Origin of the sequence: Marmoricola endophyticus, from assembly GCF_014644415.1 — a bacterium.
GTDB lineage: Bacteria > Actinomycetota > Actinomycetes > Propionibacteriales > Nocardioidaceae > Marmoricola > Marmoricola endophyticus.
Window position 1 is genome coordinate 2,153,551 of the sequence record NZ_BMKQ01000001.1, and the last position, 24,191, is coordinate 2,177,741.

General features: G+C 72.5%; 28 protein-coding genes and 1 riboswitch. Of the genes, 10 read left to right on the plus strand and 18 right to left on the minus strand.

Going from position 1 to position 24,191, the window contains the following annotated elements:
* The first annotated feature begins 60 nt into the window (after positions 1-60).
* Complete coding sequence (locus IEX42_RS10570) at positions 61-1,185, plus strand: citrate synthase (RefSeq protein ID WP_188779735.1); 1,125 nt, start codon at positions 61-63, stop codon at positions 1,183-1,185.
* A gap of 8 nt (positions 1,186-1,193) precedes the next feature.
* Here the strand turns inward: IEX42_RS10570 and IEX42_RS10575 are convergent, their stop codons facing one another.
* Positions 1,194-2,426: a DUF222 domain-containing protein gene (locus tag IEX42_RS10575; protein ID WP_188779736.1), complete on the minus strand. Its 1,233-nt coding sequence runs from the start codon at positions 2,424-2,426 to the stop codon at positions 1,194-1,196.
* Positions 2,427-2,545: 119 nt separating this feature from the next.
* A complete protein-coding gene (locus IEX42_RS10580) occupies positions 2,546-3,556 on the minus strand; it encodes a MerR family transcriptional regulator (RefSeq protein WP_188779737.1) in 1,011 nt (336 codons plus the stop codon).
* 92 nt (positions 3,557-3,648) lie between these two features.
* On the opposite strand from IEX42_RS10580, the gene metF reads away from it, so the two are divergent.
* The gene (metF, locus tag IEX42_RS10585) at positions 3,649-4,527 is read left to right on the plus strand and encodes a methylenetetrahydrofolate reductase [NAD(P)H] (protein WP_229660776.1); all 879 of its coding nucleotides are present in this window, start codon (positions 3,649-3,651) and stop codon (positions 4,525-4,527) included.
* On the plus strand, positions 4,524-4,970 hold the full coding sequence (locus IEX42_RS10590) for a VOC family protein (protein WP_188779738.1): 447 nt from the start codon (positions 4,524-4,526) through the stop codon (positions 4,968-4,970). Before metF ends, IEX42_RS10590 begins: the two co-directional genes overlap by 4 nt.
* A gap of 9 nt (positions 4,971-4,979) precedes the next feature.
* Here IEX42_RS10590 and thiE read toward each other — a convergent pair whose 3' ends face one another.
* From thiE to IEX42_RS10625, 7 genes are all read right to left on the minus strand, one after another.
* The gene (gene thiE, locus IEX42_RS10595; RefSeq protein WP_188779739.1) at positions 4,980-5,630 is read right to left on the minus strand and encodes a thiamine phosphate synthase; all 651 of its coding nucleotides are present in this window, start codon (positions 5,628-5,630) and stop codon (positions 4,980-4,982) included.
* Complete coding sequence (locus IEX42_RS10600) at positions 5,627-6,454, minus strand: thiazole synthase (protein WP_373286187.1); 828 nt, start codon at positions 6,452-6,454, stop codon at positions 5,627-5,629. The genes thiE and IEX42_RS10600 overlap by 4 nt, the downstream gene beginning before the upstream one ends.
* 5 nt (positions 6,455-6,459) lie before the next feature.
* The gene (thiS, locus tag IEX42_RS10605; RefSeq protein ID WP_188779740.1) at positions 6,460-6,693 is read right to left on the minus strand and encodes a sulfur carrier protein ThiS; all 234 of its coding nucleotides are present in this window, start codon (positions 6,691-6,693) and stop codon (positions 6,460-6,462) included.
* Positions 6,690-7,853, minus strand: a complete 1,164-nt coding sequence (gene thiO / locus IEX42_RS10610; RefSeq protein ID WP_188779741.1) for a glycine oxidase ThiO — start codon at positions 7,851-7,853, stop codon at positions 6,690-6,692. The genes thiS and thiO overlap by 4 nt, the downstream gene beginning before the upstream one ends.
* Positions 7,822-7,929: riboswitch (TPP riboswitch) on the minus strand. It overlaps the preceding gene by 32 nt.
* 2 nt (positions 7,930-7,931) lie before the next feature.
* Positions 7,932-8,423, minus strand: coding sequence for a hypothetical protein (locus IEX42_RS10615; RefSeq protein WP_188779742.1), 492 nt, complete (start codon positions 8,421-8,423; stop codon positions 7,932-7,934).
* Between the two features lie 7 nt (positions 8,424-8,430).
* Positions 8,431-9,042: a GNAT family N-acetyltransferase gene (locus tag IEX42_RS10620; protein WP_188779743.1), complete on the minus strand. Its 612-nt coding sequence runs from the start codon at positions 9,040-9,042 to the stop codon at positions 8,431-8,433.
* A 91-nt stretch (positions 9,043-9,133) separates the two neighbouring features.
* Positions 9,134-9,607, minus strand: a complete 474-nt coding sequence (locus IEX42_RS10625; protein WP_188779744.1) for a MarR family winged helix-turn-helix transcriptional regulator — start codon at positions 9,605-9,607, stop codon at positions 9,134-9,136.
* Between the two features lie 58 nt (positions 9,608-9,665).
* On the opposite strand from IEX42_RS10625, the gene IEX42_RS10630 reads away from it, so the two are divergent.
* Positions 9,666-11,843 carry an MMPL family transporter gene (locus IEX42_RS10630; protein WP_188779745.1) on the plus strand — a complete coding sequence of 726 codons (2,178 nt, stop codon included), beginning with the start codon at positions 9,666-9,668 and terminating at the stop codon, positions 11,841-11,843.
* Positions 11,844-11,925: 82 nt separating this feature from the next.
* On the opposite strand, the gene bla is transcribed toward IEX42_RS10630, so the two are convergent.
* From bla to dnaB, 5 genes are all read right to left on the minus strand, one after another.
* Entirely contained in the window at positions 11,926-12,876 is a 951-nt protein-coding gene (bla, locus tag IEX42_RS10635; RefSeq protein WP_308422221.1) for a class A beta-lactamase, read from the minus strand.
* Complete coding sequence (locus IEX42_RS10640) at positions 12,873-13,049, minus strand: hypothetical protein (protein ID WP_188779747.1); 177 nt, start codon at positions 13,047-13,049, stop codon at positions 12,873-12,875. Before IEX42_RS10640 ends, bla begins: the two co-directional genes overlap by 4 nt.
* Before the next feature lie 47 nt (positions 13,050-13,096).
* Positions 13,097-13,459: a winged helix-turn-helix domain-containing protein gene (locus tag IEX42_RS10645; protein WP_229660778.1), complete on the minus strand. Its 363-nt coding sequence runs from the start codon at positions 13,457-13,459 to the stop codon at positions 13,097-13,099.
* Positions 13,456-13,878 carry a hypothetical protein gene (locus IEX42_RS10650; protein WP_188779749.1) on the minus strand — a complete coding sequence of 141 codons (423 nt, stop codon included), beginning with the start codon at positions 13,876-13,878 and terminating at the stop codon, positions 13,456-13,458. The genes IEX42_RS10645 and IEX42_RS10650 overlap by 4 nt, the downstream gene beginning before the upstream one ends.
* A gap of 109 nt (positions 13,879-13,987) precedes the next feature.
* Positions 13,988-15,385 carry a replicative DNA helicase gene (gene dnaB, locus IEX42_RS10655; RefSeq protein WP_188779750.1) on the minus strand — a complete coding sequence of 466 codons (1,398 nt, stop codon included), beginning with the start codon at positions 15,383-15,385 and terminating at the stop codon, positions 13,988-13,990.
* A 490-nt stretch (positions 15,386-15,875) separates the two neighbouring features.
* Between dnaB and IEX42_RS10660 the strand changes: the two genes are divergently transcribed.
* Positions 15,876-16,466, plus strand: a complete 591-nt coding sequence (locus IEX42_RS10660; protein ID WP_188779751.1) for a hypothetical protein — start codon at positions 15,876-15,878, stop codon at positions 16,464-16,466.
* A gap of 136 nt (positions 16,467-16,602) precedes the next feature.
* Here IEX42_RS10660 and rplI read toward each other — a convergent pair whose 3' ends face one another.
* From rplI to rpsF, 4 genes are all read right to left on the minus strand, one after another.
* The gene (gene rplI, locus IEX42_RS10665; protein WP_188779752.1) at positions 16,603-17,052 is read right to left on the minus strand and encodes a 50S ribosomal protein L9; all 450 of its coding nucleotides are present in this window, start codon (positions 17,050-17,052) and stop codon (positions 16,603-16,605) included.
* A gap of 14 nt (positions 17,053-17,066) precedes the next feature.
* Entirely contained in the window at positions 17,067-17,303 is a 237-nt protein-coding gene (gene rpsR, locus IEX42_RS10670; RefSeq protein WP_188779753.1) for a 30S ribosomal protein S18, read from the minus strand.
* Between the two features lie 113 nt (positions 17,304-17,416).
* The gene (locus IEX42_RS10675; RefSeq protein WP_188779754.1) at positions 17,417-17,974 is read right to left on the minus strand and encodes a single-stranded DNA-binding protein; all 558 of its coding nucleotides are present in this window, start codon (positions 17,972-17,974) and stop codon (positions 17,417-17,419) included.
* A 120-nt stretch (positions 17,975-18,094) separates the two neighbouring features.
* On the minus strand, positions 18,095-18,385 hold the full coding sequence (gene rpsF, locus IEX42_RS10680) for a 30S ribosomal protein S6 (protein WP_188779755.1): 291 nt from the start codon (positions 18,383-18,385) through the stop codon (positions 18,095-18,097).
* A gap of 203 nt (positions 18,386-18,588) precedes the next feature.
* Between rpsF and IEX42_RS10685 the strand changes: the two genes are divergently transcribed.
* The 5 genes from IEX42_RS10685 to IEX42_RS10705 all read left to right on the plus strand — a co-directional run bounded on the left by IEX42_RS10685 (position 18,589) and on the right by IEX42_RS10705 (position 24,161).
* On the plus strand, positions 18,589-19,998 hold the full coding sequence (locus IEX42_RS10685) for an MFS transporter (RefSeq protein WP_229660779.1): 1,410 nt from the start codon (positions 18,589-18,591) through the stop codon (positions 19,996-19,998).
* 31 nt (positions 19,999-20,029) lie between these two features.
* The gene (locus IEX42_RS10690; protein ID WP_188779756.1) at positions 20,030-20,827 is read left to right on the plus strand and encodes a deoxyribonuclease IV; all 798 of its coding nucleotides are present in this window, start codon (positions 20,030-20,032) and stop codon (positions 20,825-20,827) included.
* On the plus strand, positions 20,824-21,675 hold the full coding sequence (locus IEX42_RS10695) for an alpha/beta hydrolase family protein (RefSeq protein ID WP_229660780.1): 852 nt from the start codon (positions 20,824-20,826) through the stop codon (positions 21,673-21,675). Before IEX42_RS10690 ends, IEX42_RS10695 begins: the two co-directional genes overlap by 4 nt.
* A 234-nt stretch (positions 21,676-21,909) precedes the next feature.
* On the plus strand, positions 21,910-23,082 hold the full coding sequence (locus IEX42_RS10700; RefSeq protein WP_188779757.1) for a lipid II:glycine glycyltransferase FemX: 1,173 nt from the start codon (positions 21,910-21,912) through the stop codon (positions 23,080-23,082).
* Positions 23,083-23,087: 5 nt separating this feature from the next.
* Positions 23,088-24,161 (plus strand): alanine racemase, encoded by a 1,074-nt coding sequence (locus IEX42_RS10705; protein ID WP_188779758.1) that lies wholly within the window; start codon positions 23,088-23,090, stop codon positions 24,159-24,161.
* Positions 24,162-24,191 lie beyond the last annotated feature (30 nt).

The window sequence follows — 24,191 nt, forward strand, 5'->3', positions numbered from 1 at the left end:
GTCCGCGAGGTCGATCGAGTCGACCTCGCGCACGGCCGTACGGTGCCCGAGACTGGCGCGGTGACCGAGACCGGCTGGATCGCCGCGCCCGAGGCCGCGCAGCGTCTCGGGGTGAAGCGAACGACGCTCTACACCTACGTCAGTCGTGGGCTGCTGACCCCTCGGCGCCGGGGCGGCGAGAGCCGGTTCTCCCGTGCCGACGTCGACGCGCTCGCCGCCGGCCGCCGCCACCCCGGTGCGCCGGCCGGGGTGCTGCGGATGCGCTCGGTCCGGTCTGCGGTCAGCGAGGTGCGCGAGGGCGAGCTCTTCCTGCGCGGGACCGCACTGGCCGACCTCGCCGACGAGGCGTACGACGACGTGGTCGACCTGGTGCTCGGGCCGGGTGACGCCGACTCCGTCGAGGTCCCTGCGCACCTGGCGGACGTGCCGCGGCACCGGCGGCTGCCCGCGCTGGCGCAGTGGGCCGCGGCGACCCGACCCGACGTCCCGGTCGATGCTGCCGCCCGCGGGCTGGTCACCGCCGCACCCACGGTGATGGGCGGCTCCCCCGGCCCGACGGCGTCCGCACTGTTCGTGGCCGTCGCCGGTCGGCCGGGTCGACCCAGCGAGGTGGCCGCCCTGAACACGGCGCTCGTCGCCCTGGTCGACCACGGGCTGGCGGCCTCGGTGGTGGCCGCCCGGGTGGCGGCGTCCGCGCGCTCCTCGTCGTACGACTGCGTCGTGGCCGGGTACGCCGCCCTCGCCGGCCGTCTGCACGGCGCGATCGCCCCCGCCGCCCTCGAGGTGCTGCGCGACCACCTCGAGCCGCACCGTCTCGACGCGCCCGACCACCGCCGGTCGAGCCTCTCGAGACCAGCCGACGCACCAGGACAGGCGCCCGTTCCCGGATTCGGGCACTGGCGCCACCCGGCCGGCGACCCCCGCGCCGACACGCTGCTGGCCCGGGTCGCCCTCGTCGAGGGGGCGGGCCCGGTGCTCGACGCGCTCGAGGACCTCGCCGACCGGCTCGAGCGCCGACCCAACATCGACGCGGCCCTCGCCGCGCTGACCCTCGCCTGCGACCTCCCCGACGAGACCGGGGAGGTCTGCTTCCAGGTCGGGCGCACCACCGGGATCGCCGCACACGTCGTCGAGGAGCTCGGTGAGGTCCCCCTGCGCTGGCGGGCCCGGGACCCCGAGGGCTGAGGCGCGGTTCAGGCGGCGTGGCGCCAGTCGAGGTCGATGGTGAACCGGGGCAGCGGTGCCGAGGGCCGCAGTGGTCTGGGTGGGCTGGGTGCCCGGGCAGGTGGTGGCCCGTGGTCGGGTGACTGGCGGGCGTAGTTGCAGGCCTCGCACAGGCCCTGCCCGTTGGCGGCGGACGTGGCGCCGACCGTCAGGAACGCCTCGAGGTGGTCGTGGTGGCGGATCGGGGCGTCGCAGTACGGGGTGCGACACGTCCGGTCGCGATGCTCGAGGAACATGGCGAGTCCCTTCGGGAAGCAGCGCGAGCGGGCGTCCATCGCGACCAGCTGTCCGGTGGCCGGGGAGGCGTAGAGCCGCCGCAGCGACGACAGCCCGTGCTCGCCGGCGCGGGCGATCAGCTCGCGGACGGTCTCGGCGGGCAGCGGGACACCGTCGATCCAGCCGGGCTGGTCACCGGCCGGCCCGTCGGTGTTGAGCAGCGCGGCATCGGAGACCACGACGTCGACGCTGACCCCGACCACCGGCTCACCCGTCTCGCCGATGCGGCCCAGCAGCCGGTTGACCAGGGTGTCGGCCATGACCTGGCCGCGGCTGCGGGCATCGCCGGTGTGGCGGACCGCCTCGGCGGCCGCGCCCAGGGACGCGATCACCGCGACCCCGTCGGCCAGGGGCAGCAGCGCCGACAGCCGGGTCATCCCCGCTCCTTCGACGCCGGGCACCGGGCGCAGTGAGACGTGCCGGTCGGCGACGGCACGCTCCCGGCGACGCAGCGCGGCCTCGGGGTCGAGCCGGTAGGCGAGCGCGTCAGCCTCCGCACCGAGACGGCGTGCTCCCCACCCCTCGGTGGTGGCGGGGTCGGCCATCAGCTGCTCGTCGACCACGCGCCGGTCGTCTCGCGAGAGGCACGCCGTGGAACGGGCGAGGATCGTGGCCGCCCACTCCGAACAGCGGCCGGATTGCATCGCGGCCAGCGTGTGCGGCAGCTCCCGGACGAGCACCCACCCCAGCGACAGGTGCTGAGCACCGCGGTGCGGGGACTCCCGCCGGGCCAGCCCCACCTCCGCACCCACCCCACGGGCCCGCTGAGGCGCCGGCAGGTGCCCACGCTGCGCGACCCGTAGCTCCCGCAATCGGACCGCCAGCCGCGCCTGCCCGGCAGCGATGGTGTTCGTCAACGACTCCAGCTCACCGAGCAGCTCCACCACCTCGGCGTCCTCCACCGCGTCCGCGACGCACGCCAGCACCTGCTGCTGCAGATCAGTGGCGGGAAGAGGGGGTCATGCCTTCATCGTAGTCGAACACACGTTCGAACACCAGGGGTCGAGGCTGCTCCGCCGCGTCGTACCGTGAGCGCGGCAGCCGGTCACCCCAGGTCCGCCACCACCACCGTGTGGTTGTCCGGCTCGCCCGCGGCAGCCACCGCGGCGGCAAGGGCGTCGGCGACAGCCTGCGGCCCGGTCTCCGCCGAGAGCAGCGGCTCGAGATGGTCGACGTGGGCGTGCACGCCGTCGGTGGTCAGGACGAGCCGGTCCCCCGACCGCAGCTCCACCTCGACCTCGTCGGGCACCACACCCGGGGTCAGCGCACGGTTCAGCAGGCTGCGGTGGTCGTGGGCGCGCGCCTCCTCCTCGGTGAGCTGCCCGGCGTCGAGCAGCGCCGCGACCATCGTGTGGTCGTGGGTCAGGCAGCGCACCTCACCGTCACGGACGAGCCAGACCCGGGCGTCGCCGACGTGCGTCAACCGTCCCAGCGTTCCGTCCAGCGTCACCGCCGTGAGCGTCGTCCCCGCCGACGGCTGGCCCGGCAGCGCCTCGTGGAAGGCGGGGGCGACCTCGGCGACGGCGGCTGCGAACCCGCCGCGGGCGTACGCCCTCAGCGCGGCCGCCGCGAGGTCGTCGCGGTCTCCGAAGCCGTCGGCGACCGCGAGAAGCCCGGGGGTCGCGAGGAAGGCGTCCTGCTGCCGCTCGCGGCGTCCCTGCCGGTGGCCGGTCCCGACCTCGGCGCGCAGTGTCTGCGTTGCTGTGCTCATGGTGCTCTCCTCGTTCTTCCACTGACGAACGAGGGTGGTGACGATGTCGCGACGGCTGACCGTGTCGGCCTCCACCTGGCTCCAGTACGCCTCGACCTCCCGCGCGGCGGCGGCGTCCGAGGCGTCCACGACGTCCCGGATCCGCGCCAGCGGCATCCCCAGCAGCCGGAGCATCGCGACCGTGCGCGCCCGCTCGAGCTGGGACGGTGCGTACCGGCGGTAGCCGGACCACGCGTCCACCTCCGCCGGCACGAGCAGGCCGAGCTCGTCGTAGACGCGCAGCGCCTTCGCCGAGAGACCTGCCTCCCGCGCGAAGTCGCCGATCGTCATGAGCGCCTCGGACATCGTCACCATCCTCGCCGGTGCCTCTCACCGGTGGACGGAGGTTGTGGCTTCCCCCACGGTCAAGGTCAAGGAACTGCTCTACCCTCGCGGGCGTGAGCCAGACGCTGCGAGACCGCCTGACCGACCCCCGGCCGACGATCTCCTTCGAGTTCATGCCACCGAAGACGGCGGCGGACGAGGAGCGCCTGTGGACGACGATCCGCGCGCTGGAGCCGCTGGACCCCTCGTTCGTGTCCGTGACGTACGGCGCCGGCGGGTCCACCCGCGACCACACCATCGGGGTCACCGAGCAGATCGCCCGCGAGACCTCGCTGCTGCCGGTCGCGCACCTGACGGCCGTCGACCACTCGGTGACCGAGCTGAGCGCCATCGTCGCCCGCCTCGCCGACGCGGGCGTCACCGACCTGCTCGCGCTGCGCGGCGACCCGCCGGGCGACGTGGGCGGCGAGTGGGTCAAGCACCCCGAGGGGGTCGAGTACGCCTCGGACCTGGTCGAGCTGATCGTGCGAGGCGGCGACCAGTCGGTCGGCGTGGCGGCGTTCCCGTACAAGCACCCGCGCTCGGAGTCCGTCGAGAGCGACACCCGGTGGTTCGTCGAGAAGTGCCACGCGGGCGCCGACTACGCGATCACCCAGATGGTCTTCGACGCCGAGGACTACCTCCGCCTGCGCGACCGTGTTGCTGCGGCCGGCTGCGACACCCCGATCATCGCCGGCCTGATGCCGGTCACGACCTGGGGGACCGTCGCCCGCTCCGAGCAGCTCTCGGGCGCACCGTTCCCCCCGCACCTGCTCTCGCAGTACGACGCCGCGCGCGACGACCCGGCCGCGCTGCGTGCGCTCGGCATCACCCACGCCGTGGAGCTCGCCCAGCGGCTGCTCGACGAGGGAGCGCCCGGCCTGCACTTCATCACCATGAACTTCGCCAAGGCGACGCGCGAGGTGCTCGGGCAGGTCTCGGTCCCCGCATGAGCGGGGTGCTCGCCGTGGCCCACACCGGGATCACCGTCCGGAGCCTCGACCGGGCGGTGGGCTTCTGGGTGGACGTGCTGGGCGCCGAGGTCGAGCGCCGCTTCGTGCTCGAGGGTGAGTTCGCCGCCGACGTGACCGGCGTGCCCGGCGCCCGGATCAGTGCGGCGGTCCTGCTGCTCGGCCAGCACCGGCTGGAGCTCCTGGAGTACCTCGCCCCTGCGCAGCGGGACCACGTACGCCCCCGCCCGAACGACCTGGGCTCCTGGCACCTGGCGGTCGAGGTGGCCGACCTCGCCGAGGTCGCCCGGCGCTGCGAGGAGTACGACTGGCGGCTGGCCGGCCGCCCGCGGACCATGGCCGACGGCCCACGTGCCGGCACCACGTTCGCCTACCTCCACGACGAGGACGGCTGCACGCTCGAGCTGATCGAGCCGGCGGGCTGAGAGGGCTCGTCAGGCCGTGTCGAGGCGGTTGCGCAGGGACCGCGCGGCCGCGGCCGGGTCGTCGGCCTCGGTGAGTGCGCGCACCACGACGATGCGTTCCGCACCGGCGTCGAGCACCTGGCCCAGGCGCCGCTCGTCGATCCCACCGATCGCGAACCAGGGCGTCGTGGGCCGGGTCGCGGCGACGGCCCGCACGGCGTCGGGGCCGACCGCCGGTCTCCCGGGTTTGGTCGGGGTCTCCCAGACCGGACCCACGCAGAAGTAGTCGACGTCGGGATCGGTCTCGGCCGCGGCCGCCTGGTCGGGGCTGTGGGTGGAACGACCGAGGACGACGTCTGCTCCCAGCTGCTCTCGCCCCACCGCGATCGGCAGGTCGCTCTGGCCGGTGTGGAACACCTCGGCCAGCGCTGCGGCCGCGAGATCGGCTCGGTCGTTCACGCAGAACAGGGTGTCGGTGCGTTCGCAGACACCGCGGACCTCCTCGAGGACGCGCAGCTCCTCGACCACGGTCAGTGTCTTGTCGCGCACCTGGAGCACGTCCACGCCGGCCCCGGCCACCCGAGAGACGAAGTCGACGAGGTCACCACGATCGCGCCGGGCATCGGTGCAGAGGTACAGGCGGGAGGCGGCCAGCCGCTCCCGGCGCCGAGCGCCGCTCACAGCGCCAGGTCCAGGTTCGCGCGGCCTCCGGGCGAGGAGGACGCCAGTGCCCGGTCGCGACGAGGTATCCGTCCGGCACCCGCGGCCAGGCGGCCGGACCGGACCGCGTACCGCATCGCCAGGGCCATCCGCCGTGGATCGGCCGCGCGGGTCACGGCCGTCGCGAGCAGCACCGCGTCGCAGCCGAGCTCCATGGCGAGGGCAGCGTCCGACGCGGTGCCGATGCCCGCATCCAGGACGACGGGCACCACGGCGTCGGTGACGATCGACTCGATGTTGCGGGGGTTGAGGATGCCGAGACCGGAGCCGATCGGAGCCCCGAGCGGCATGACCGCGGCACAACCGGCGTCGGCGAGCTTGCGAGCCAGGATCGGGTCGTCGTTGCTGTAGGGAAGGACGGTGAAGCCGTCCGCGACGAGCGCCTCGGCCGCGGCGACCAGCTCGACGGGATCGGGCAGCAGAGTGGTGTCGTCCGCGACCACCTCCAGCTTCACCCAGTCGGTCTCGCAGGCCTCGCGGCCCAGCTGTGCGGTCAGGACCGCTTCACGAGCCGACAGGCAGCCGGCCGTGTTGGGCAGCGGGCGGATGCCGAGCCGCTCGAGCAGTCCCCACACCGACGCGTCGCCGCCGGCCTGCACGCGGCGAAGCGCCACGGTCGTCAGCTCGGTGCCGGAGGCCACGAGCGCGCGCTCCAGACCCATCAGGCTCGGCGCGCCACCAGTGCCCATGATCAGCCGTGAGCCGAAGGACTCCCCGGCGATCACCAAGGGGTCGGCCGACAACGGCTCGTCGTCCACACCCGTCGAACCCATGAGCTCGCTCATCGCGGTCACCCTCCCTGCGTAGCGGTGACGACCTCGACCCGGTCACCGTCACTGAGGGTGGTGCTGGCCCAGTCACCTCGCGGCACGACGGTGCCGTTGAGAGCCGAGGCCACGCCTCGGACCCGGTCTCCCGCGTCGGCGTCGCGACCACGGGGCACGAGATCGGCGACGAGCCTCTCGAGGGAGGTCTCCGGCGCCAGATCGCGCTCGATGCCGTTGACGTGCACCGTCGTTCTCATGCTGTCTCCTTCGGTCGGGGACCTGCGTGTGTCCAGAGCGGGTCGAGGTCGCGACCGGCGAACAGGTCGTCGAAGGCGGCGGCGGTCATCGGCGCCTGCAGCACGCCGTGCCGGTAGTGGCCCGTGGCCAGGACGAGCCCCGCACGAGCAGTCCGTCCCAGGCGCGCGAGGTTGTCCGGCGTCGCCGGGCGCGAGCGTGCGGTGAGGTCGACCAGTCTCGCCTCGTCCAGGCCGGGGATCAGGGCGCGGGCGTCGCGCAGCAGGGCGAAGACGCCGCCTGCCGTGACGTCGGTGTCGGCCCGTTCCTCGCTGGTCGCGCCGACGACGATCTCACCGTCGTCGCGGCCGACCACGTAGACCGGGCGGTGCTGCACCAGGCCGCGCACGATCCGCGGCCCGCGCAACCAGGGCAGGTGCGAGGCGTCCAGACGAAGGATCTGGCCCTTGACCGGCCGCAGGGCCACGTCGACGTCGTCCAGGCCGGCCAGCAGCCACCGTGTCGCCGCGCCGGCGGCCAGCACCGTCGTCCCGGCGCGATGCTCCCGGCCCTCGTCGTCGACGACCCCGGTGACGGCCCCGTCCCCGTCGAGAAGCAGGCGGTCGGCAGCACGGTGCACGAGCTGCACCCCGCAGTCGTCCACGATCGTGCGCAGGGCCACGGCAAGGCGACGAGGGTCGACCTGGTGATCGTGGGGCACCCAGGTCGCCGCCGCGATGCGAGGCCCCAGCAGTGGCTCGCGCTCGCGGGCCTGACGGGCCGTCAGCTCGGTGACGTCCAGGTCGTGCGAGCGCTGGAGGTCGCGCAGCCGGGCGAGCTCACGGGCGTCGTCGGCGTCGTACGCGACGACCAGCACCCCGGTAGGACTGAAACCGACGGCCGAGCCCGCGCGACGCTCGATCTCGGCGGCGAAGCCCGGCCAGGCCGCGGCGGCGGCGAGGTTCAGTGCGACGAGGTCGCTCTCGCCGAACTCGGTCTCGGTGACGGGGGCGATCATGCCGGCGGCCGCGTACGTCGATCCGGCCATCGGTGCCGGGTCGAGCACCGTCACCCGGGCACCCAGCTCTGCCGCCCTCCAGGCGGCCAGCGCCCCCACGACGCCGAGGCCCACGACGAGGACGTCGCTGCGGTCGTGACCCACCCGTGCTCCCTTCGCTGGCATGACCCAGATCAGGTTCTGCGGTCGGCGTCACTGCCCTCTCAGCCCGATCCGGTTCCGGGCTCCCGCGCACCGACGAACCTACGCCCCTTCCGATCGGACGCCGCGACCGTCGGTGCCGGGGTGACAGGACTCGGTGCGGTGGCCCGGTCCGGGCAGCCGCTCGACGTACCGGTTCGCCCGCGCGGTCGGATCGCTCCAGAACGCCGACAGCGGCCGGTGCCTGTGCTCCCTGCAGAACACCTCGAACGTCGAGGCGATTCGGACGCTCTCGACGGCGCAGCCCTCGAAGACGGCGTTGACGTGCTCCAGCTCGGCGATCCGGTGCCACCCGCAGTGGTCGAAGGCCCACTCGTCGACGGACGCGAAGACGTGGAAGACCTGTGGGTCGCCCGGGCGCACCATGGCGTTGATCTCGACATCCAGCTCCGGACTGGCTCGGCGACATGCCCAGGTGAGGACGTGGCAGGCCCCGGACGCGAAGAACGCGCGATCCGGCCGCAGCCACGACAGGTGCTCGTCGCGCCGCTGAGCCGGCGTTCGTGCGAACTCCCCGGCCGCCCTCAGGTCCACGCCGCGCTCAGTCCCCCGCGGCCTCGGTCGTACCTCGGCCGCCGGCCCACTCGGACTCGAGGATCCCCATCAGCACCTGGTCGTACCACTGGCCGTCGTGCCACACGGCACTGCGCCGGCGCCCTTCCTCGACGAAGCCGATGCTCTCGTACGCGCGGATCGCCTGCTGGTTGAAGGGCCAGACGTCGAGCTGGATGCGGTGGAGAGCCATCTCGCGGAACGCGTACCCGACCAGCACCCGGATCGCGTCCGTGCCGTACCCCTGTCCGAGATGCTCGCGGCCCAAGGAGATCGCGAGGGTGGCGACCCGGTCCTTGGGCCGGATGCCGGACAGCCCGAGGCAGCCGATCAGCACCGACGGTTCCCCCGCCGTCTCGACGGCGAAGCCGATGCTGTCGTCGCGGTCGTTGGCGCACCAGCCGGCCACCTGCTGGCGAGCCGCGCCCTCGGACGGCGGCCGCACCTGGTTCGCGGACGTGACCATCCGGCCCGGGTCCATCTCCCACTGCGCCAGCACGGGCACGTCGGCCTCGCGCAGACCGCGCAGCCTGACCCGGTCTCCGGTCAGGATCGTCTCGCCGTAGGCGAACGCGCTCTCGGCATCGATGAGGTCGGCCACAGGTCGATGGTGCCCCACGAGACGACACCCGGGGCTGGACCGCGCCGAGCTCCTCCGAGCCGCCGTGCCTACGCCTCGCGGAGGCTGAGCCTCACTGGGCGGGGTCGCGCTCGCTGAGCGCGCTCAGCACGGTGTGCAGGTCATCGTTGAGGCGGTCGGTGGCAGCGCTGTCCAACCCGAGCCTGTCCGGGGCGAAGGCGGCGAGGACGTCCGGCGTGACCTGCTCGAGCAGGGCTCGACCTGCCGAGGACGCGTAGACGGCTGCCGACCGCCCGCGACCCGCCGGTGGCGTGCGCTCGACCAGTCCCTGCTCCTCCATGCCGCGGAGCAGCTCCCCCACGGACTGTCGAGTGGCGAGGACCTCCCGAGCGAGATCGGCCTGGCTGCGCCCAGGTCGCTCGACCAGGTGCATCAGCACGCTGAACTGCTGGGGCGCGAGGCGGTGGGGCGCCAGCGTCGCGACGAACACGTGTCGCATCACCGTGGCCACGCGGACGAGCGTCAGCGCTGCGAAGTCATCGGGATCGCCGCCGGTCCACCCCTGAGGTCGTGTCGTACCGGGCATGAGGCGAGTGTAAGGTCCTTGCCACCCGTAAGGCGCCTTACACCTAGGAGACCGAGCCGTGGGCCGACTGACAGACATCGTGCTACGACACCGACTTCTCGTCGTGCTCGGCTGGCTCGTCGTGGCTGTCGCCGGTGCCACGACCGCGTCGACCACGGTCGACCGGCTCTCCTACGACTTCGCGCTGCCCGGGCAGCCGGCGTACGAGGCCAACCAGCAGATCGTCGAGCAGTTCGGCGGCGGCGGGCTCAACGACCCACTCCTGCTCGTCGTCGACGGTGACGGCGCGAGCGGACGGGCTGACCAGCTCGCCGCCCAGGCCCGTCGAGCCGTGCCGGGCACCCGCACGGTGTCCCCCGGCGACGACGGGGCGGGGGTGCTGTCGATCGCGGACGACTCGGCCGTGACGCTCGTCTACCCACGCGTGGTCCCCGGTCCGGACCCGTACGCCGCAGCGCTCCCCCGGCTGCAGCAGGTCGCCGAGCAGGCCTCGGGTGGCGGCGACGAGGTCACCCTCAGCGGCTTCAGCCTGCTGGAGGAGGGCGGTGGTAACGACCGTGGCCTCCTGGTCGAGCTCGGACTGGGCGCCGTCGGTGCGCTGCTGGTGCTCGCGCTCGTGTTCGGGTCGCTGCTCGCCGGACTGCCGCTGCTGGTCGCGGCGTTCTCGATCCTCGGCACCTTCCTCGCCCTTCTCGGTCTGACCGCGGTCAGCGACGTCTCCGCGGTGGTGGAGTACCTCATCGCGCTGATCGGGCTCGGGGTCGCGATCGACTACTCCCTCCTGATCGTGACCAGGTGGCGGGAGGAGACGGCCAAGGGCGCCGCGACGGACGAGGCCGTACGCATCGCGATGAGGACGGCCGGACGGTCGGTCGTGTTCAGCGGCGTCACGGTGGCGGTCTCGTTGGCGGCCCTCGTCCTGGTGCCGCTCCCCTTCCTCCGCAGCATCGGCCTGGGCGGGCTGCTGATCCCCCTGTTCAGCGTCGCCGTGTCGCTGACGCTCGTGCCGGCCGTCCTCAGCGCGGCCGGGCCGCGGCTCAGCTGGCCGCGTCGCAAGCCCGCCGTCACGCGCAGCCGGCTGTGGGCAGCGGTCGCCCGTGGCGTCCTGCGGCACCGCTGGGCGACGGCGCTGGGGGCGGTCGTCGTGCTGCTCGCGCTCGCCGCCCCGGTGGCGAGCCTGACCCTCGGCACCGCGACCCTCGACGGGGTCTCCTCCTCCTCACCGGCATCGACGTCGATCAGCCGAGCGGTGTCCTCGGGGCTTCCCGCCGGCGTCGTCCGGCCCACCGAGGTACTCGTGCCTTCCGGTGGGACAGCGGGCGTGCTGCAGCGCCTGGAGCGCGTCGACGGCGTGGCTGCGGTCCTGGCTCCACAGGGGCCGGGGTGGCGCACCGACCGCCAGGCACTCCTGCAGGTCTGGTTCGACTCCGACCCGGGGAGCGAGGCCGGACGGGCCACGCTCGAGAAGGTCCGCGACGTCGCCGACGACGCGAGGTCCGTCGCCGTGGGGGGCACGCCCGCCGAGGACGCCGACTTCATCACCGCCGTGTACTCCGACGTGCCGTGGGTCGTGCTCGGCGTCGTCGTGGTGACGTTCCTCCTGCTGGCCAGGGCTCTGCGATCCCTGTGGCTGCCGGTCAAGGCCCTGATCCTCAATGCGCTGTCGCTGGGTGCCGCGTACGGAGTGACGGTGCTGATCTGGCAGCAGGGCTACGGCTCGCAGCTGCTGTTCGGCCAGCCCGCCTCGGGGGCGATCACCATCTGGGTGCCGATCGCCGCCTTCGCCTTCCTGTTCGGCCTCTCGATGGACTACGAGGTCTTCCTGCTCTCCCGGATGCGGGAGGAACGCGACCGGATCCTCGACCGGACCTCCGGCGCGGAGCCGTCTCCTCTGCCCAGCGAGCGCGACGCCACCGATGCGGCAGTCGTCGAGGGCACGGCCAACACCGGTCGGCTGGTGACCTCCGCGGCCCTCATCCTGTTCTTCGCCTTCCTCGCCCTCTCGACCGTGCCGACGATCGAGGTCAAGGTGCTCGCGACGGCGCTCGCGCTCGGCATCGCCATCGACGCCGTGATCGTCCGCGGACTGCTCGCCCCCGCCCTGGTCGGTGTGCTCGGCCGCGCCAACTGGACGATCCCGACCTGGCTGTCGCGCGGCCTGCTGCTGCCCCGATCGGAGGGATCGTCGGCACCGGGGCGGCGTGGCCACGTACGCGAGCCCGAGCACCGGGCGTGAGCCCCACCCTTGCGGCGATGCGGTCGTCGACTCCTCAGGCATGGGTGCTCACGCGGCCAGGGAGGCTTGGCCGAGAGCGGGCTCAGGCCGTCGGAGCCAGGGCTCTCGACACGATGCGATAGGCGGCGGCGACTGTCTCGTACCCGGACGTGGAGTCGGGGTCGCTCGGTGCCGTGTAGACGGCGACGACCAGCGGCGGGTGCCGAGGCGGCCACACCACGGCGACATCGTTGACCTCGCCGTGAGCGCCGCTGCCGGTCTTGTCACCCACCTCCCAGTCATCGGGGAGGCCGGCCCGGATGGACCGGGCACCGGTCGTGCTGGCCCTCAGCCAGCCCACGATCCGGCGCCGGCTCGCTGGGTGGAGGCCGCTCCCCAGTGCCAGCGCACGGAGGTTCGCTCCCATGTGGGCCGCGGTGGTGGTGTCCCGCTGGTCGCCGGGTGCGCCGACGTTGACGTCCGGCTCGGTGCGGTCCAACCGGGTCACCGGGTCACCAAGGGTGCGGACGAACTCGGTGACCTTCGCCGGCCCCCCGACCAGGTCCACCAGCAGGTTGGCCGCGGTGTTGTCGCTGAGGGTGATCGCCGCCTCGCAGAGAGCCGCCACGTCCATGCCTTCGTCGACGTGCTGCGACGTCACCGGGGCGTGGTCGAGAAGCTGGGTCCGGTCGTAGCGGATCCGACGACCCAGGAGTCCGGGTCGCTGCTCGGCGAGGCGGAGGACCGCTGCGACCGCGAGCACCTTGTGTGTCGAGCACATCAAGAACCGCTCGTCCGCGCGGTGCCCGACCACGACACCGGTGGCCGTGGACACCGCGTGCACACCGAGTCGCCCGCCGAGCTCTCGTTCCAGGTCCGCCAGCTCCGCCTGCGCGCGAGCTACCCGCTCCGTCGAGGACGGGCTCGACGAGCTCGACACCGTGCCGGACGGTGAGGGCGACGGGGCGCACCCTGCCAGAACGGTTCCCACCCCGGTCGCGAGCACCAGTCGTCGCGACACGGGCCACGGAGCGATCGGCCCAGCGGGGGTCACTTGCCGACGGCAGTGATCACCGCAGCGCGCTTGATCCGCCGCCGGCGACGCACCGCGCGCTCAGCCGTGCTCGTCGCCTCGTCCGGCGACTGCCCCCGACTGACCGCCTTGTCGTACGCCTTCTCGAAGGCGTGCTGCTCACGAGCCTGCCGACGGGCCTTCCGTGCGCTCAACCATCCCATTCCCAGTCATCCCTCTCTCGTACGTCGTCGTTCGTCTCTCAGGCGGAGTCGCAGCTCGCGGGCACGGGACCCTGCGGCTCGCTGGCCGGCTCGTTCAGCGCACCGACCGGGGTCGTGGAGATGACCCGCAGGGCCTCGCAGTGCTCCTCGAAGGCGTCCGTGCCCGCGCGGGTCAGCGACAGCCAGGTCCGCGGACGTTTGCCGACGTACCCCTTGCGGACGTGCACGTACCCGGCCTCGTCGAGCACCCGGACGTGCTGGGACAACAACGACTCACTGACCTCGAGGGTCTCGCGCAGCACCTTGAACTCGGCTTCTCCGGTCGCCGCGAGCGCGGCCATCAACGAGAACCGCACCGGCGTGTGGATGCGGGCGTCCAGGCGGTGACGGGGGTGGCTCACGACCGCACCCGTGCCCATCCCCGGATCGCCTCGGCGAACGCCGGGACCGCCACCACCACTCCCATCAGAGCCCACCAGCCGACGCTGCGATCCAGGTAGGTGGGACCGAACCACGACACCCCGGCGACGTAGAGCACCACCCAGGACACCACCCACACCCGGGTGTCCCTGCGGCTGACGGGGCGGACGTCCTGACGATGCTTCCACCAGAAGATCACCACTGCCCACGCCACGACCACCAGGGCGAACGCGACTCCCGCCCGCGTGCTCCGCAGCAACGGTATCCACGCCACCAGACCGATCGTGACCACGCCGTAGGCGGTCATCATCACCGGGTACCAGCGCCCGCCACGGCGCATCCGGGCCTGCACCTGCTCGGCCTGGCCCCACATGGCCGCCGGCGTCGTGTCGTCGGACATATCCCTCTACCCCTCGAGCTTCGACTCAACTGCGCCGAACATACATTAGCGTCACTAAAGTACGCGCACGTGCTCGATCTCTGCGTCCGGGGCCGAGGTCTGCTCGGCGTCAGCCCATCGTCATGTCGACGAAGCGGCTGTAGTGGCCCTGGAAGGCGACGACGACGTCCCGGGTGGGCCCGTTGCGGTGCTTGGCCACGATGATGTCGGCCTCGCCGGGGCGAGCGGACTCCTTCTCGTACGCGTCCTCGCGGTGCAGGAGGATCACGATGTCGGCGTCCTGCTCGATCGAGCCGGACTCGCGCAGGTCGGACATCATCGGTCGCTTGTCGCCGCGCTGCTCGGGGCCTCGGTTGAGCTGCGAGAGAGCGACGATCGGGACGTCGAGCTCCTTGGCCAGCAGCTTGATCTGCCGGGAGAACTCCGAGACCTCGACCTGGCGGGACTCGACCTTCTTGCCCGAGGTCATCAGCTGCAGGTAGTCGATGACGATCAGCTTCAGGTCGTGCCGCTCCTTGAGGCGCCGGGCCTTGGCGCGGATCTCCATCATCGTCATGTTGGGGCTGTCGTCGATGAACATCGGCGCGCTGGAGACCTGGCCCATCTTGGTGCCGACCTTGGTCCAGTCCTCGTCGCGCATCCCGCCGTTGCGGATGTGGTTGAGCGCCACCTTCGACTCCGCCGACAGCAGCCTCATCGTGATCTCGGTGCGCGACATCTCCAGGCTGAAGAAGACCGAGGCCTGGTTGTTCGCGATCGACGCGGCTCGGCAGAAGTCCAGCGCCAGCGTCGACTTCCCCATCGCGGGCCGCGCGGCGACGATGATCATCTGCCCGCCCTGGAAGCCGTTGACCAGCTCGTCGAGGTCGGCGAACCCGGTCGGCACCCCGCGCATCGACCCGTCGTGGGACGAGATCGCCTCGATCTCGTCGAGCGTCGCCTCCATCAGCGCGCTCAGCGGGGCGTAGTCCTCGCCGGAGCGCTTGTCGGTGATCGAGTAGACCTCCTGCTGCGCGGCGTCGACCGTGTCGTCGACGTCGCCCTCGCCGGCGTAGCCCATCTGCGCGATCCGGGTGCCCGCGTCGACCAGCCGCCTCAGGATCGCCTTCTCGCGGACGATCTCGGCGTAGAACGAGGCGTTCGCGGCGATCGGGACGTTGGCCGTCAGCGTGTGGAGGTACGGCGCGCCGCCGATCCGGCCCAGCTCCTGGCGTCGCTGCAGCTCGGCGGCCACCGTCACCGGGTCGGCCGGCTCGCCCTTCGCGTACAGGTCGACGATCGCGGCGAAGATCGTCTCGTGCACGGGGCGGTAGAAGTCGCCACCGCGCAGGTGCTCGTGGACGTCCGCGATGGCGTCCTTCGACATCATCATCGAGCCGAGCACGCTCTGCTCGGCCGCCTCGTCCTGCGGGGGCACCCGGCCGGAGTAGCCCTCGCCCGCGCCGGAGTCGTACGACTCGTAGGACGGCGCATCGTACGCATCCCGAGGGTCGAGCATCTGGCTCATGCCGCCACTCCTTCCGGGTCCCCGCAGGGGTCTCGTCGCACCGGTCTCGACCTGTCCTCGCACTGGTCCCCAGCCTGGCGGGGGCCACCGACGCTTTCGGCCGACGAAGGACCACCCCCGGAGGCCCCGGTGCCGGGATCTGCGCGAGATTAGGCGCCCGGGGAGTCCTCGACCAAGCCGGCTTTTCCACAGTCGCTGTGGAGAACGGTGGGTCGTTGTGGCTAACCCGGCGTGGCGAGGCCACATGCTGTGGACAGCACTGTGCATGTCGATTGCAGTTCATCGAGCAAACCCGCTCTGACCTGGGGATACACAGTTCACAGGGGGCGTCTCTCGAGGAAGTCGTTCATCGTTTCGCCATCTGGACGGCGGGTGTCCACGTGCGGCTCGTCGTCGAACGGGCCCGTTATCCCCAACCCTTGTGCACAGGTTGAGACTCTGCCGGGACGGCTCGCGCGCGACACGTCCTCGCGCTGCCTACCCTGGGCGGGTGACGCCGCTGCAGCGCGTGGCCATGGGCCTGGTGATCGTGTTCGGCATCGCGATGTTCCCGGCCCACCCGACGCCGAGCTGGGAGTCGTACGACGCGCTCGCCGACCCCGTGGGCTGGGCACTCGTGCTGCTCGGCACCAAGGACCTCGCCGGGCGCCACCCCCAGCTCACGGGTGCCCACCGGGCCGCGGTCGTCGCCGGGCTGGTCAGCGTGCCGCTGTGGTTCCCGCAGCTGAACCACGAGGTGAGCGGAGCCGGCGCGTGGGCCGTGCAGGTCCCCCAGGGACTGGCCTGCCTGCTGCTGTGCGTGGGGATCGGACGGCTCGCCGCGGAGCAGGAGCCGCGCGACGCGTACGCCGCCAAGCGCTTCGGCCTGCTGACGTACGGCTTCGCGGTCGTGCTGGTCCTGCCCGCGCTCGTCGAGGGGGGCGGCCTCAGCGGGCTCGGTCCCGCCGCCGACCTGGTGAAGCTCGTCGTCGTGGTCGCCGCGGTGTGGTTCCTGTTCCGGGTGCACCGGCGGACCTGGCTGGGCGGGCCCGGGCCACTCGAGGTGCCGGCGGCGGGACCGGGTCGACCGCGCGACGAGTGAGGGTGGTTTCGACGCGCTCGCTGGCGCTCGCTGCTCAACCACCAGGGCCCGTCCCCAAGGCACCCGCTGCCTCGACCACCTGCACGCGACAGCGCCGCCCGCCCCACGGGGGCGAGCGGCGCCGGGCAGACGTGCGTCAGGCGGAGACGACGTTGAGGTCGACTGTCGCCTCGACGTCCTCGTGGACCCGCACGGTGACCGTGTGGGTGCCGAGGGACTTGATCGGGTTCGCGACGACGATGGTGCGCTTGTCGACCGAGTCGCCGGTGACGGACTCGTTGATGGCGGCCGCGATGTCGGCGACCGTGACCGAGCCGAAGAGGCGCCCGCCGGCGCCGGCGTTGACCCGGACGTTGACGGTGTCGGCCTCCAGCTTGGCCTTGACCTGCTTGGCGTGGTCGACGTCGCGGACGGCCTTGGCGTCACGAGACGCGCGGATCGACTCGATGGTCTTCTCGGCGCCGCGGGTCCAGCGGATGCCGAGGCCGCGAGGGACGAGGTAGTTGCGGCCGTAGCCGTCCTTGACCTCGACGACGTCGCCCGGGCTCCCGAGGCCGGTGACCTCCTGGGTGAGGATGAGCTTCATCTGGTGCAGCCTCCTCAGCGACCGGTGGTGGTGTAGGGCAGGAGGGCGACCTCGCGGGCGTTCTTGACCGCGGTGGCGACGTCGCGCTGGTGCTGCACGCAGTTGCCGGTCACCCGACGCGCACGGATCTTGCCGCGGTCGGAGATGAACTTGCGCAGCAGACCGGTGTCCTTGTAGTCGACGCCGGTCGCCTTCTCCTTGCAGAACTGGCAAACCTTCTTCTTCGGCTTGCGCATCACTGGCTTGGCCATTGCGGTGCTCCCTTTCTGGAAGAGCCCGGCCCCGCGATGCGGGGGGCCGGAATGGTGGTGGTCCGGGCGGAGGGCCCGGGAGGTCTAGCAGGTCGTGCGGTGGTGCAGGTGGATCAGAACGGGGGCTCGTCGTTGGAGCCGGCCCAGGGGTCGTTCCCGCCGCCGGAGCCGCCGGAGGACGAGCCGCCACCGGAGCCACCCGCCGGGGCGCCCCACGGGTCGTCGCCGCCCGAGGACGAACCGCCACCGGAGTATCCGCCACCCGAGGACGAGCCGCCGCCGGAGTAGCCACCGCCGCCACCGCCGCGCGAGGCGCGGGTGACCTTGGCCGTCGCGTACTTCAGCGACGGGCCGACCTCCTCGACCTCGATCTCGTTGACGGTGCGGCGCTCGCCCTCGCGGGTCTCGTACGAGCGGGACTTCAGCCGTCCCTGCACGACGACGCGCATGCCCTTGGTCAGCGACTCGGCGACGTTCTCCGCCGCCTGGCGCCAGACCGCGCAGGACAGGAACAGCGCCTCGCCGTCCTTCCACTCGTTGGTCTGCCGGTCGAAGGTGCGCGGGGTCGAGGCGATCCGGAAGTTCGCCACGGCCGCCCCCGAGGGGGTGAAGCGCAGCTCCGGGTCGTCGACGAGGTTGCCGACGATGGTGATGACGGTCTCGCCTGCCATGGGGTTCTCCTGGGGTCTACAACGGTGGGTCGACGGTGGCGACGACGCTACGACCGACCACCGACACCGCGACAGTGCGTGCGCGGCGCCTGTGGACAGGCCGTCGGGCCTGGAGCAGCCTCAGTGGGCCGCGGGGCGCAGGACCTTGGTCCGCAGCACGGACTCGTTGAGCCCGAGCAGTCGGTCCAGCTCCTTGACGGTGGCCGGCTCGGCCTGCACGTTCACGACGGCGTAGATGCCCTCGGCGTGCTTGTCGATCTCGTACGCGAGGCGGCGGCGGCCCCACACGTCGACGCCGTCGACGACGCCACCGTCCTTGCGGACGACGTCGAGGAAACCGTCGACCGACTGCGGGACGGTGCGCTCCTCGAGAGTGGGGTCGAGGATCAGCATGAGCTCGTAGGCACGCATCAGCGTGGCCCTCCTTCGGACTAGAGGCGGCCACGGACGATCCGTGGCAGGAGGTGGGCGCCGGCAGCTCCGGCACCGCCACAGAGACTATCGCCTCCGGGGAGGATGGACGAAATCGGCGAGGTGGGCGCACAGTGGCCGACGTGAACATCTCGGGAACAGCAGGTGAACGATCGACCCACGTCCTGCGGAGCGCGAGGGACGTGACCGAGCTCGTCGGGTCCGGAGCGGCGCGAGCGCGCAACGCGACGCCGATCCTCATGATCGCGCTAGGCGGCATCTTCATCGACGCCTACGACTTCACCTCGATCAGCTTCGGGCTCTCCGACATCACCGACCAGTTCGACCTGTCGTCGCTGATGGTCGGCGTCGTCGGGTCGGCGATCATGCTGGGCGCGTTGATCGGCGCCCTGGCCGGCGGCTTCCTGATCGACAAGCTCGGGCGCTACCAGGTGTTCATGGCCGACATGCTGTTCTTCGTCGTCGCGGCGATCGGCTGCGGGCTCTCCCCCAACGTCGAGACGCTGATCGTCTTCCGGTTCCTCATGGGCATCGGCATCGGGATGGACTTCCCCGTCGCGCTGGCCTTCATCGCCGAGTACTCCGCCAGCAAGGGGCGCGGCGGACGGGTCGGGCTGTGGCAGCCGATGTGGTACGTCGCCACCTCCAGCACCTTCCTGGTCCTCCTGGTGCTGTACGCCGTCGTCCCCGCCGACGACCTGTGGCGCTGGGTCGTCGGGCTCGGTGCGGTGCCGGCCCTGGTCGTGATGAGCGTGCGCGGGAAGTACATGGACGAGTCGCCGACCTGGGCGGCCAACCACGGCGACCTGGACCGCGCCGCCGCGATCCTCAACCGCGGGTACGACGTCGAGGTCACCGTCGCCGAGGACGCCGACCGCACCCCCGTCACGCACTCCGCGGTCACGCCGGCGTCGATGGCGAAGGTGTGGACGCCGCGCTACCGGTGGCGGACGATCCAGGCGGGTGCGGTGTCGGCCTGCCAGTCCGCGGAGTACTACGCCGTCGGCTTCGGCATCCCCACCATCATCGCCGGGATCCTGGCCGAGGGCCGGTTGGAGACGATCATCGGCTCGCTGGTCTTCAACGCGCTGTTCGGCATCACCGGCGGCTTCGCCGGCGTCGCCCTCGCCCAACGGCTCGGCACCTGGAAGCTGGCCACGTCCGGCTTCGCGGTGACCCTGACCGTCATGGTGCTGCTGGCCGTCATCGGCAAGCCCAGCGGCACCTGGGCGATCGTCGGGGTTGGGCTCCTGCTCGGGATCTTCGTGTTCTTCCACGCCTACGGCCCGGGCTCGCAGGGCGGCGTCTTCTGCACCACGAGCTACCCGACCTCGCTGCGCGGGATCGGGTCGGGCTTCGGGCACTCGATCGACCGGGTCGGCTCGATCGTGTCGCTGCTGGTGTTCCCGCTGCTGTCGACGGCGTACGCCACCGGTGCGTACTGGTTCGTCGCCCTCGCGCCGGCGCTCGGGCTCCTCACGCTGCTGCTGATCCGCTGGGACCCCTCGCAGCACGACGTCGACGCCGAGGACTGGGACCCCGAGCCGCCTCGCCCGGGCCGGGCACCAGCGACCGCCCCCGCTCCGGCCTGAAGGGTCGGTGGCGCGTCCTAGGGTGGCCGGCATGAGCGAGCTGGTCATCGGAGCCCACGTCGAGCAGGACGACCCGGTCGCCGAGGCCCAGGCGCGCGGCACTGGCGTCGTGCAGATCTTCCTCGGCGACCCGCAGGGCTACAAGGGCCCCGAGATCCGGTACGCCGGCGGCGCCGACGCCCTGCGCAGCGCCGCGGCGGAGGCCGGTGTGGCGGTGTACGTCCACGCGCCGTACATCGTCAACGTCGCCACCACCAACAACCGGATCCGGATCCCGAGCCGCAAGCTGCTCCAGCAGCACATGGACGCGGCTGCCGAGATCGGCGCCAAGGGACTGATCGTCCACGGCGGACACGTGAACAAGTCCGACGCCCCCGAGACCGGCTTCGACAACTGGCGCAAGGCGATCGAGGCCACCGACATCACGGTCCCGCTGCTGATCGAGAACACCGCCGGCGGCGACAACGCGATGGCGCGCCGGCTGGACCGGATCGCCGGGGTCTGGGACGCGGTCGGCAAGGCCGAGGGCGCCGAGAACGTCGGCTTCTGCCTGGACACCTGCCACGCCTGGGCCGGCGGGATCGAGCTGGCGACCGCGGTGGAGAAGGTCCTCGGCATCACCGGTCGGATCGACCTGGTCCACGCCAACGACAGCCGCGACGACTTCGACTCCGGTGCCGACCGGCACGCCAACTTCGGCGCCGGGCACCTGCCGCCCGACGAGTTCGCCGGCATCGTCCGCGAGGCCGGCGCGCCCGTCGTCTGCGAGACGCCCGGCGGCGCGGACGAGCACAAGGCCGACTTCGCCTGGCTGCGAGAGCACCTGTGACCGGTCTCGACCGCCGTTCGCTGCTCCTCGGGGCCCTGGCCACCGCGGCCGGGATCGGTCTCGCCGGCTGCGGGGACGACCGGCCCGACGTCGCCGGCGGGCGACGGACGTACGGCCCCGGCGAGGATCAGTACGGCGACCTGCTGCTGCCGAAGAAGAAGAAGCCGGTCGCCACGGTCGTCACCATCCACGGCGGCTACTGGTACGACGGCTACGGCCTGGACCTGATGAACCCCATCGCGGGCAGCCTGGTCGACGACGGCGCGGTGGTCTGGAACCTCGAGTACCGCCGGATCGGCGGCGGCGGCGGCTGGCCGGCCACCTTCGAGGACGTGGCCGCCGGGATCGACGCGCTGCCGGACCTCGAGGGACTCCCCAACGGGGCGATGGACTCCGTCGTCGTGCTCGGGCACTCCGCCGGCGGGCACCTTGCCGTCTGGGCGGCCTCGCGCACCGCGAGGACCCCGGGCGGGGCGCCGGCGTACCGGCTCGACGGGTGCCTGTCCCTCGCCGGCGCCCTCGACCTCACCACCGGCTCCCAGGAGCGCATCGGTCAGGACGCGGTCAACAAGCTGATGGGCGGCACCGCCGAGGAGTACCCCGAGCGGTACGACCTCGGCGACCCCACCCGCCTGGTCCCGGCCTCCTGCCCGGTCGTCGCGCTGCGCGGGGTCGACGACACGACCGTCCCGAAGACGCAGTCCACGGCGTACGTCGAGGCCGACACGGCCGCCGGCGGCAAGGCCCGCTTCGAGGAGGTGCCCGGCGACCACTTCACGCTGATCGAGCCGAAGGGCGAGTCGTGGAAGGTCGCGACGACGCAGCTGGCGGGCCTGGCGGGCCGGTAGGTCTCGACGAGCTCGACCACCTCGTAGGTGCGCTGGCACCTCACCGGGTCTCGACGAGCTCGACCACCTCGTAGGTGCGCTGGCACCTCACCGGGTCTCGACGCGCTCGCTGGCGCTCGCTGCTCGACCACCTCGTAGGTGGTCGAGCCCGACCGAGCTCTGCGAGGGAGGACGTGGAGACCTCCGCACCAGCGCTCCCACAGCGGGCCAGGCTGAGCGTTAGGCTCGCCTGCGATGTCCGAGACCCCCGCACGCGTGCGCACGATCAGCCCTGACGAGCACCGCGCGTACCTCGACCGGGTCGCCGCGGACGGCGGGTCGGCGAGCTTCCTGCAGACCCCTGCGTGGGCGCAGGTGAAGCCCGAGTGGCGCCCGGAGTCGATCGGCTGGGAGGACGCGAGCGGGGACCTGGTCGGGGTGGCGCTGGTGCTGTACCGGCAGCTGCCGCGGCTCAAGCGCTACCTCGCCTACCTGCCCGAGGGCCCGGTGATCGACTGGTCGGCGCCCGACCTGGCCGGCTGGCTGGACCCGATGGCCGCGCACCTGCGGTCCCAGGGTGCGTTCGGCATCCGGATCGGCCCGCCCGTGGTCACCCGGCGGTGGACGGCCCAGCAGGTCAAGGACGGCATCGCCGACGACGCGGTCACCACCCTGACCGAGCTGCCCCCGGCCGAGCGGGGTGTCGAGGGCGCGCGCGTGCTCTCGACGCTGCGGACGCACGGGTGGCGCCACCAGGGCGCCGAGGGCGGGTTCGCCGCCGGGCAGCCGCAGTACAACTTCGCCATCCCCCTGCGCCACCCCGACGGCACCCCTCGCACCGAGGACGAGGTCCTCGCCGGGATGAACCAGCTCTGGCGACGCAACATCAAGAAGGCGGCCAAGGCCGGCGTCGAGGTGACCACCGACGGGCCCGGTGGTCCCGAGCACCCCGAGAACACCGTCGAGGCCTTCCACGAGCTGTACGTCGAGACCGCCGAGCGCGACCACTTCACCCCCCGGCCCCTCGGCTACTTCCGCACCATGGTCGACGCCCTGTCGGCCGAGGACCCCGACCGGATCCGGCTCTGGTTCGCCCGCCACGAGGGCGACCTCGTCGCCGCGACGATCGCGATCCGGGTCGGCACCCACGCCTGGTACTCCTACGGCGCCTCCACCACCCACAAGCGCGAGGTCCGCGGCTCCAACGCCACCCAGTGGGCGATGATCCGCGACGCCATCGCCGCGAAGGCGGACGTGTACGACCTGCGCGGCATCACCGACACGCTCGACGCGAACGACAGCCACGTCGGGCTGATCCAGTTCAAGGTCGGCACCGGCGGCGAGGCCGTCGAGTACGTCGGCGAGTGGGACCTCCCGCTGCGCCGGGCGACGTACGCCGCCTTCGCCCTCTACATGAGCCGGCGGTGAGCTGAGTGCCCCTCGTGCTGCACGTCGACGGCGGCCGCTGGCGCGCCCACCTGCGCTCGGTGGTCGACGCCGAGCCGGGGACGGTGCCGGTGATCAAGGGCAACGGCTACGGCTTCGGCCGCGCCAGCCTGGCCCGACGCAGTGAGTGGCTCGGCGTCGACACCGTCGCGGTCGGCCAGTACGACGAGCTCGACTCGGTCGCCTCGCGGTTCCGCGGCTCGCTGCTCGTGCTGACCCCGTGGCGGGCCTTCCACGCCGACGCGGCGCCGCTGTCCGGCGCGGCCGGCAAGCGGGTGGTCCACACGGTCGGCCGGATCGAGGACCTCCGCGACCTGGTCCGCCGCTCCGACCTGCCGGGAACCGGCCCGCGGGTCGTCCTCGAGCTGCTCACGTCGATGCGGCGGCACGGGCTCAGTGCCGCCGGGCTGCGCGAGATCGCCGACTCCACGGCCGGCAACGTCACCGTGGAGGGCGTCGCGCTGCACCTGCCGCTGGCCGAGGCCGGTGGTCCCGGGCACGTCGGCGAGGTCGACCGGCTGCTCACCGACGTCGTGGCCGCCGACCTCGAGACCCGCGCCATCTGGGTCTCCCACCTCTCGCCCACCGAGCTGGCGACGCTGCGCGCCCGCTGGCCGGACTTCACCTTCCGCCCGCGGACGGGCACCGGACTCTGGCTCGGCGACCGCGGCGCGCTCGAGGTCCGGGCCACGGTGCTCGACGTGCACCCCGTCGAGCGCGGCACGACGTACGGCTACCGCGGCCGCTCCGCGCCGCGCAAGGGCCACCTCGTCGTCGTGGCCGGGGGGACGGCGCACGGCATCGGCCTGGAGGCGCCGCTGGGCGAGGCGTCCTTCCGCTCGCGCGCGGCCTCGGTGGCGCGGGGCGGGCTGGACGCCGCCGGGCTGGTCCGCTCGCCGTACACCGTCGCGGGCAAGGCGCGGCTGTTCGCCGAGCCGCCGCACATGCAGGCCTCGATGCTCTTCCTGCCCGCCGGCGTCACCCCACCCGCGATCGGGGACGAGGTGCCCGTCCGCGTGCGGTTCACCGCCACGGACGTCGACGAGGTCAGGCTGGGGTGAGCGCGCACCTCACCGGGTCTCGACGCGCTC

Excerpts from the sequence above, each read along its gene's own strand:
- thiS (WP_188779740.1), bottom strand. The coding sequence starts at position 6,693 with ATGAGAACGACGGTGCACGTCAACGGCATCGAGCGCGATCTGGCGCCG.
- IEX42_RS10625 (WP_188779744.1), bottom strand. The coding sequence starts at position 9,607 with ATGCCCGGTACGACACGACCTCAGGGGTGGACCGGCGGCGATCCCGAT.
- rplI (WP_188779752.1), bottom strand. The coding sequence starts at position 17,052 with ATGAAGCTCATCCTCACCCAGGAGGTCACCGGCCTCGGGAGCCCGGGC.
- IEX42_RS10650 (WP_188779749.1), bottom strand. The coding sequence starts at position 13,878 with ATGTCCGACGACACGACGCCGGCGGCCATGTGGGGCCAGGCCGAGCAG.
- IEX42_RS10600 (WP_373286187.1), bottom strand. The coding sequence starts at position 6,454 with ATGAGCGAGCTCATGGGTTCGACGGGTGTGGACGACGAGCCGTTGTCG.
- IEX42_RS10690 (WP_188779756.1), top strand. The coding sequence starts at position 20,030 with ATGAGCGAGCTGGTCATCGGAGCCCACGTCGAGCAGGACGACCCGGTC.
- rpsF (WP_188779755.1), bottom strand. The coding sequence starts at position 18,385 with ATGCGTGCCTACGAGCTCATGCTGATCCTCGACCCCACTCTCGAGGAG.
- IEX42_RS10580 (WP_188779737.1), bottom strand. The coding sequence starts at position 3,556 with ATGTCCGAGGCGCTCATGACGATCGGCGACTTCGCGCGGGAGGCAGGT.
- rpsR (WP_188779753.1), bottom strand. The coding sequence starts at position 17,303 with ATGGCCAAGCCAGTGATGCGCAAGCCGAAGAAGAAGGTTTGCCAGTTC.
- IEX42_RS10700 (WP_188779757.1), top strand. The coding sequence starts at position 21,910 with ATGTCCGAGACCCCCGCACGCGTGCGCACGATCAGCCCTGACGAGCAC.
- dnaB (WP_188779750.1), bottom strand. The coding sequence starts at position 15,385 with ATGAGCCAGATGCTCGACCCTCGGGATGCGTACGATGCGCCGTCCTAC.
- IEX42_RS10675 (WP_188779754.1), bottom strand. The coding sequence starts at position 17,974 with ATGGCAGGCGAGACCGTCATCACCATCGTCGGCAACCTCGTCGACGAC.
- IEX42_RS10590 (WP_188779738.1), top strand. The coding sequence starts at position 4,524 with ATGAGCGGGGTGCTCGCCGTGGCCCACACCGGGATCACCGTCCGGAGC.
- thiO (WP_188779741.1), bottom strand. The coding sequence starts at position 7,853 with ATGCCAGCGAAGGGAGCACGGGTGGGTCACGACCGCAGCGACGTCCTC.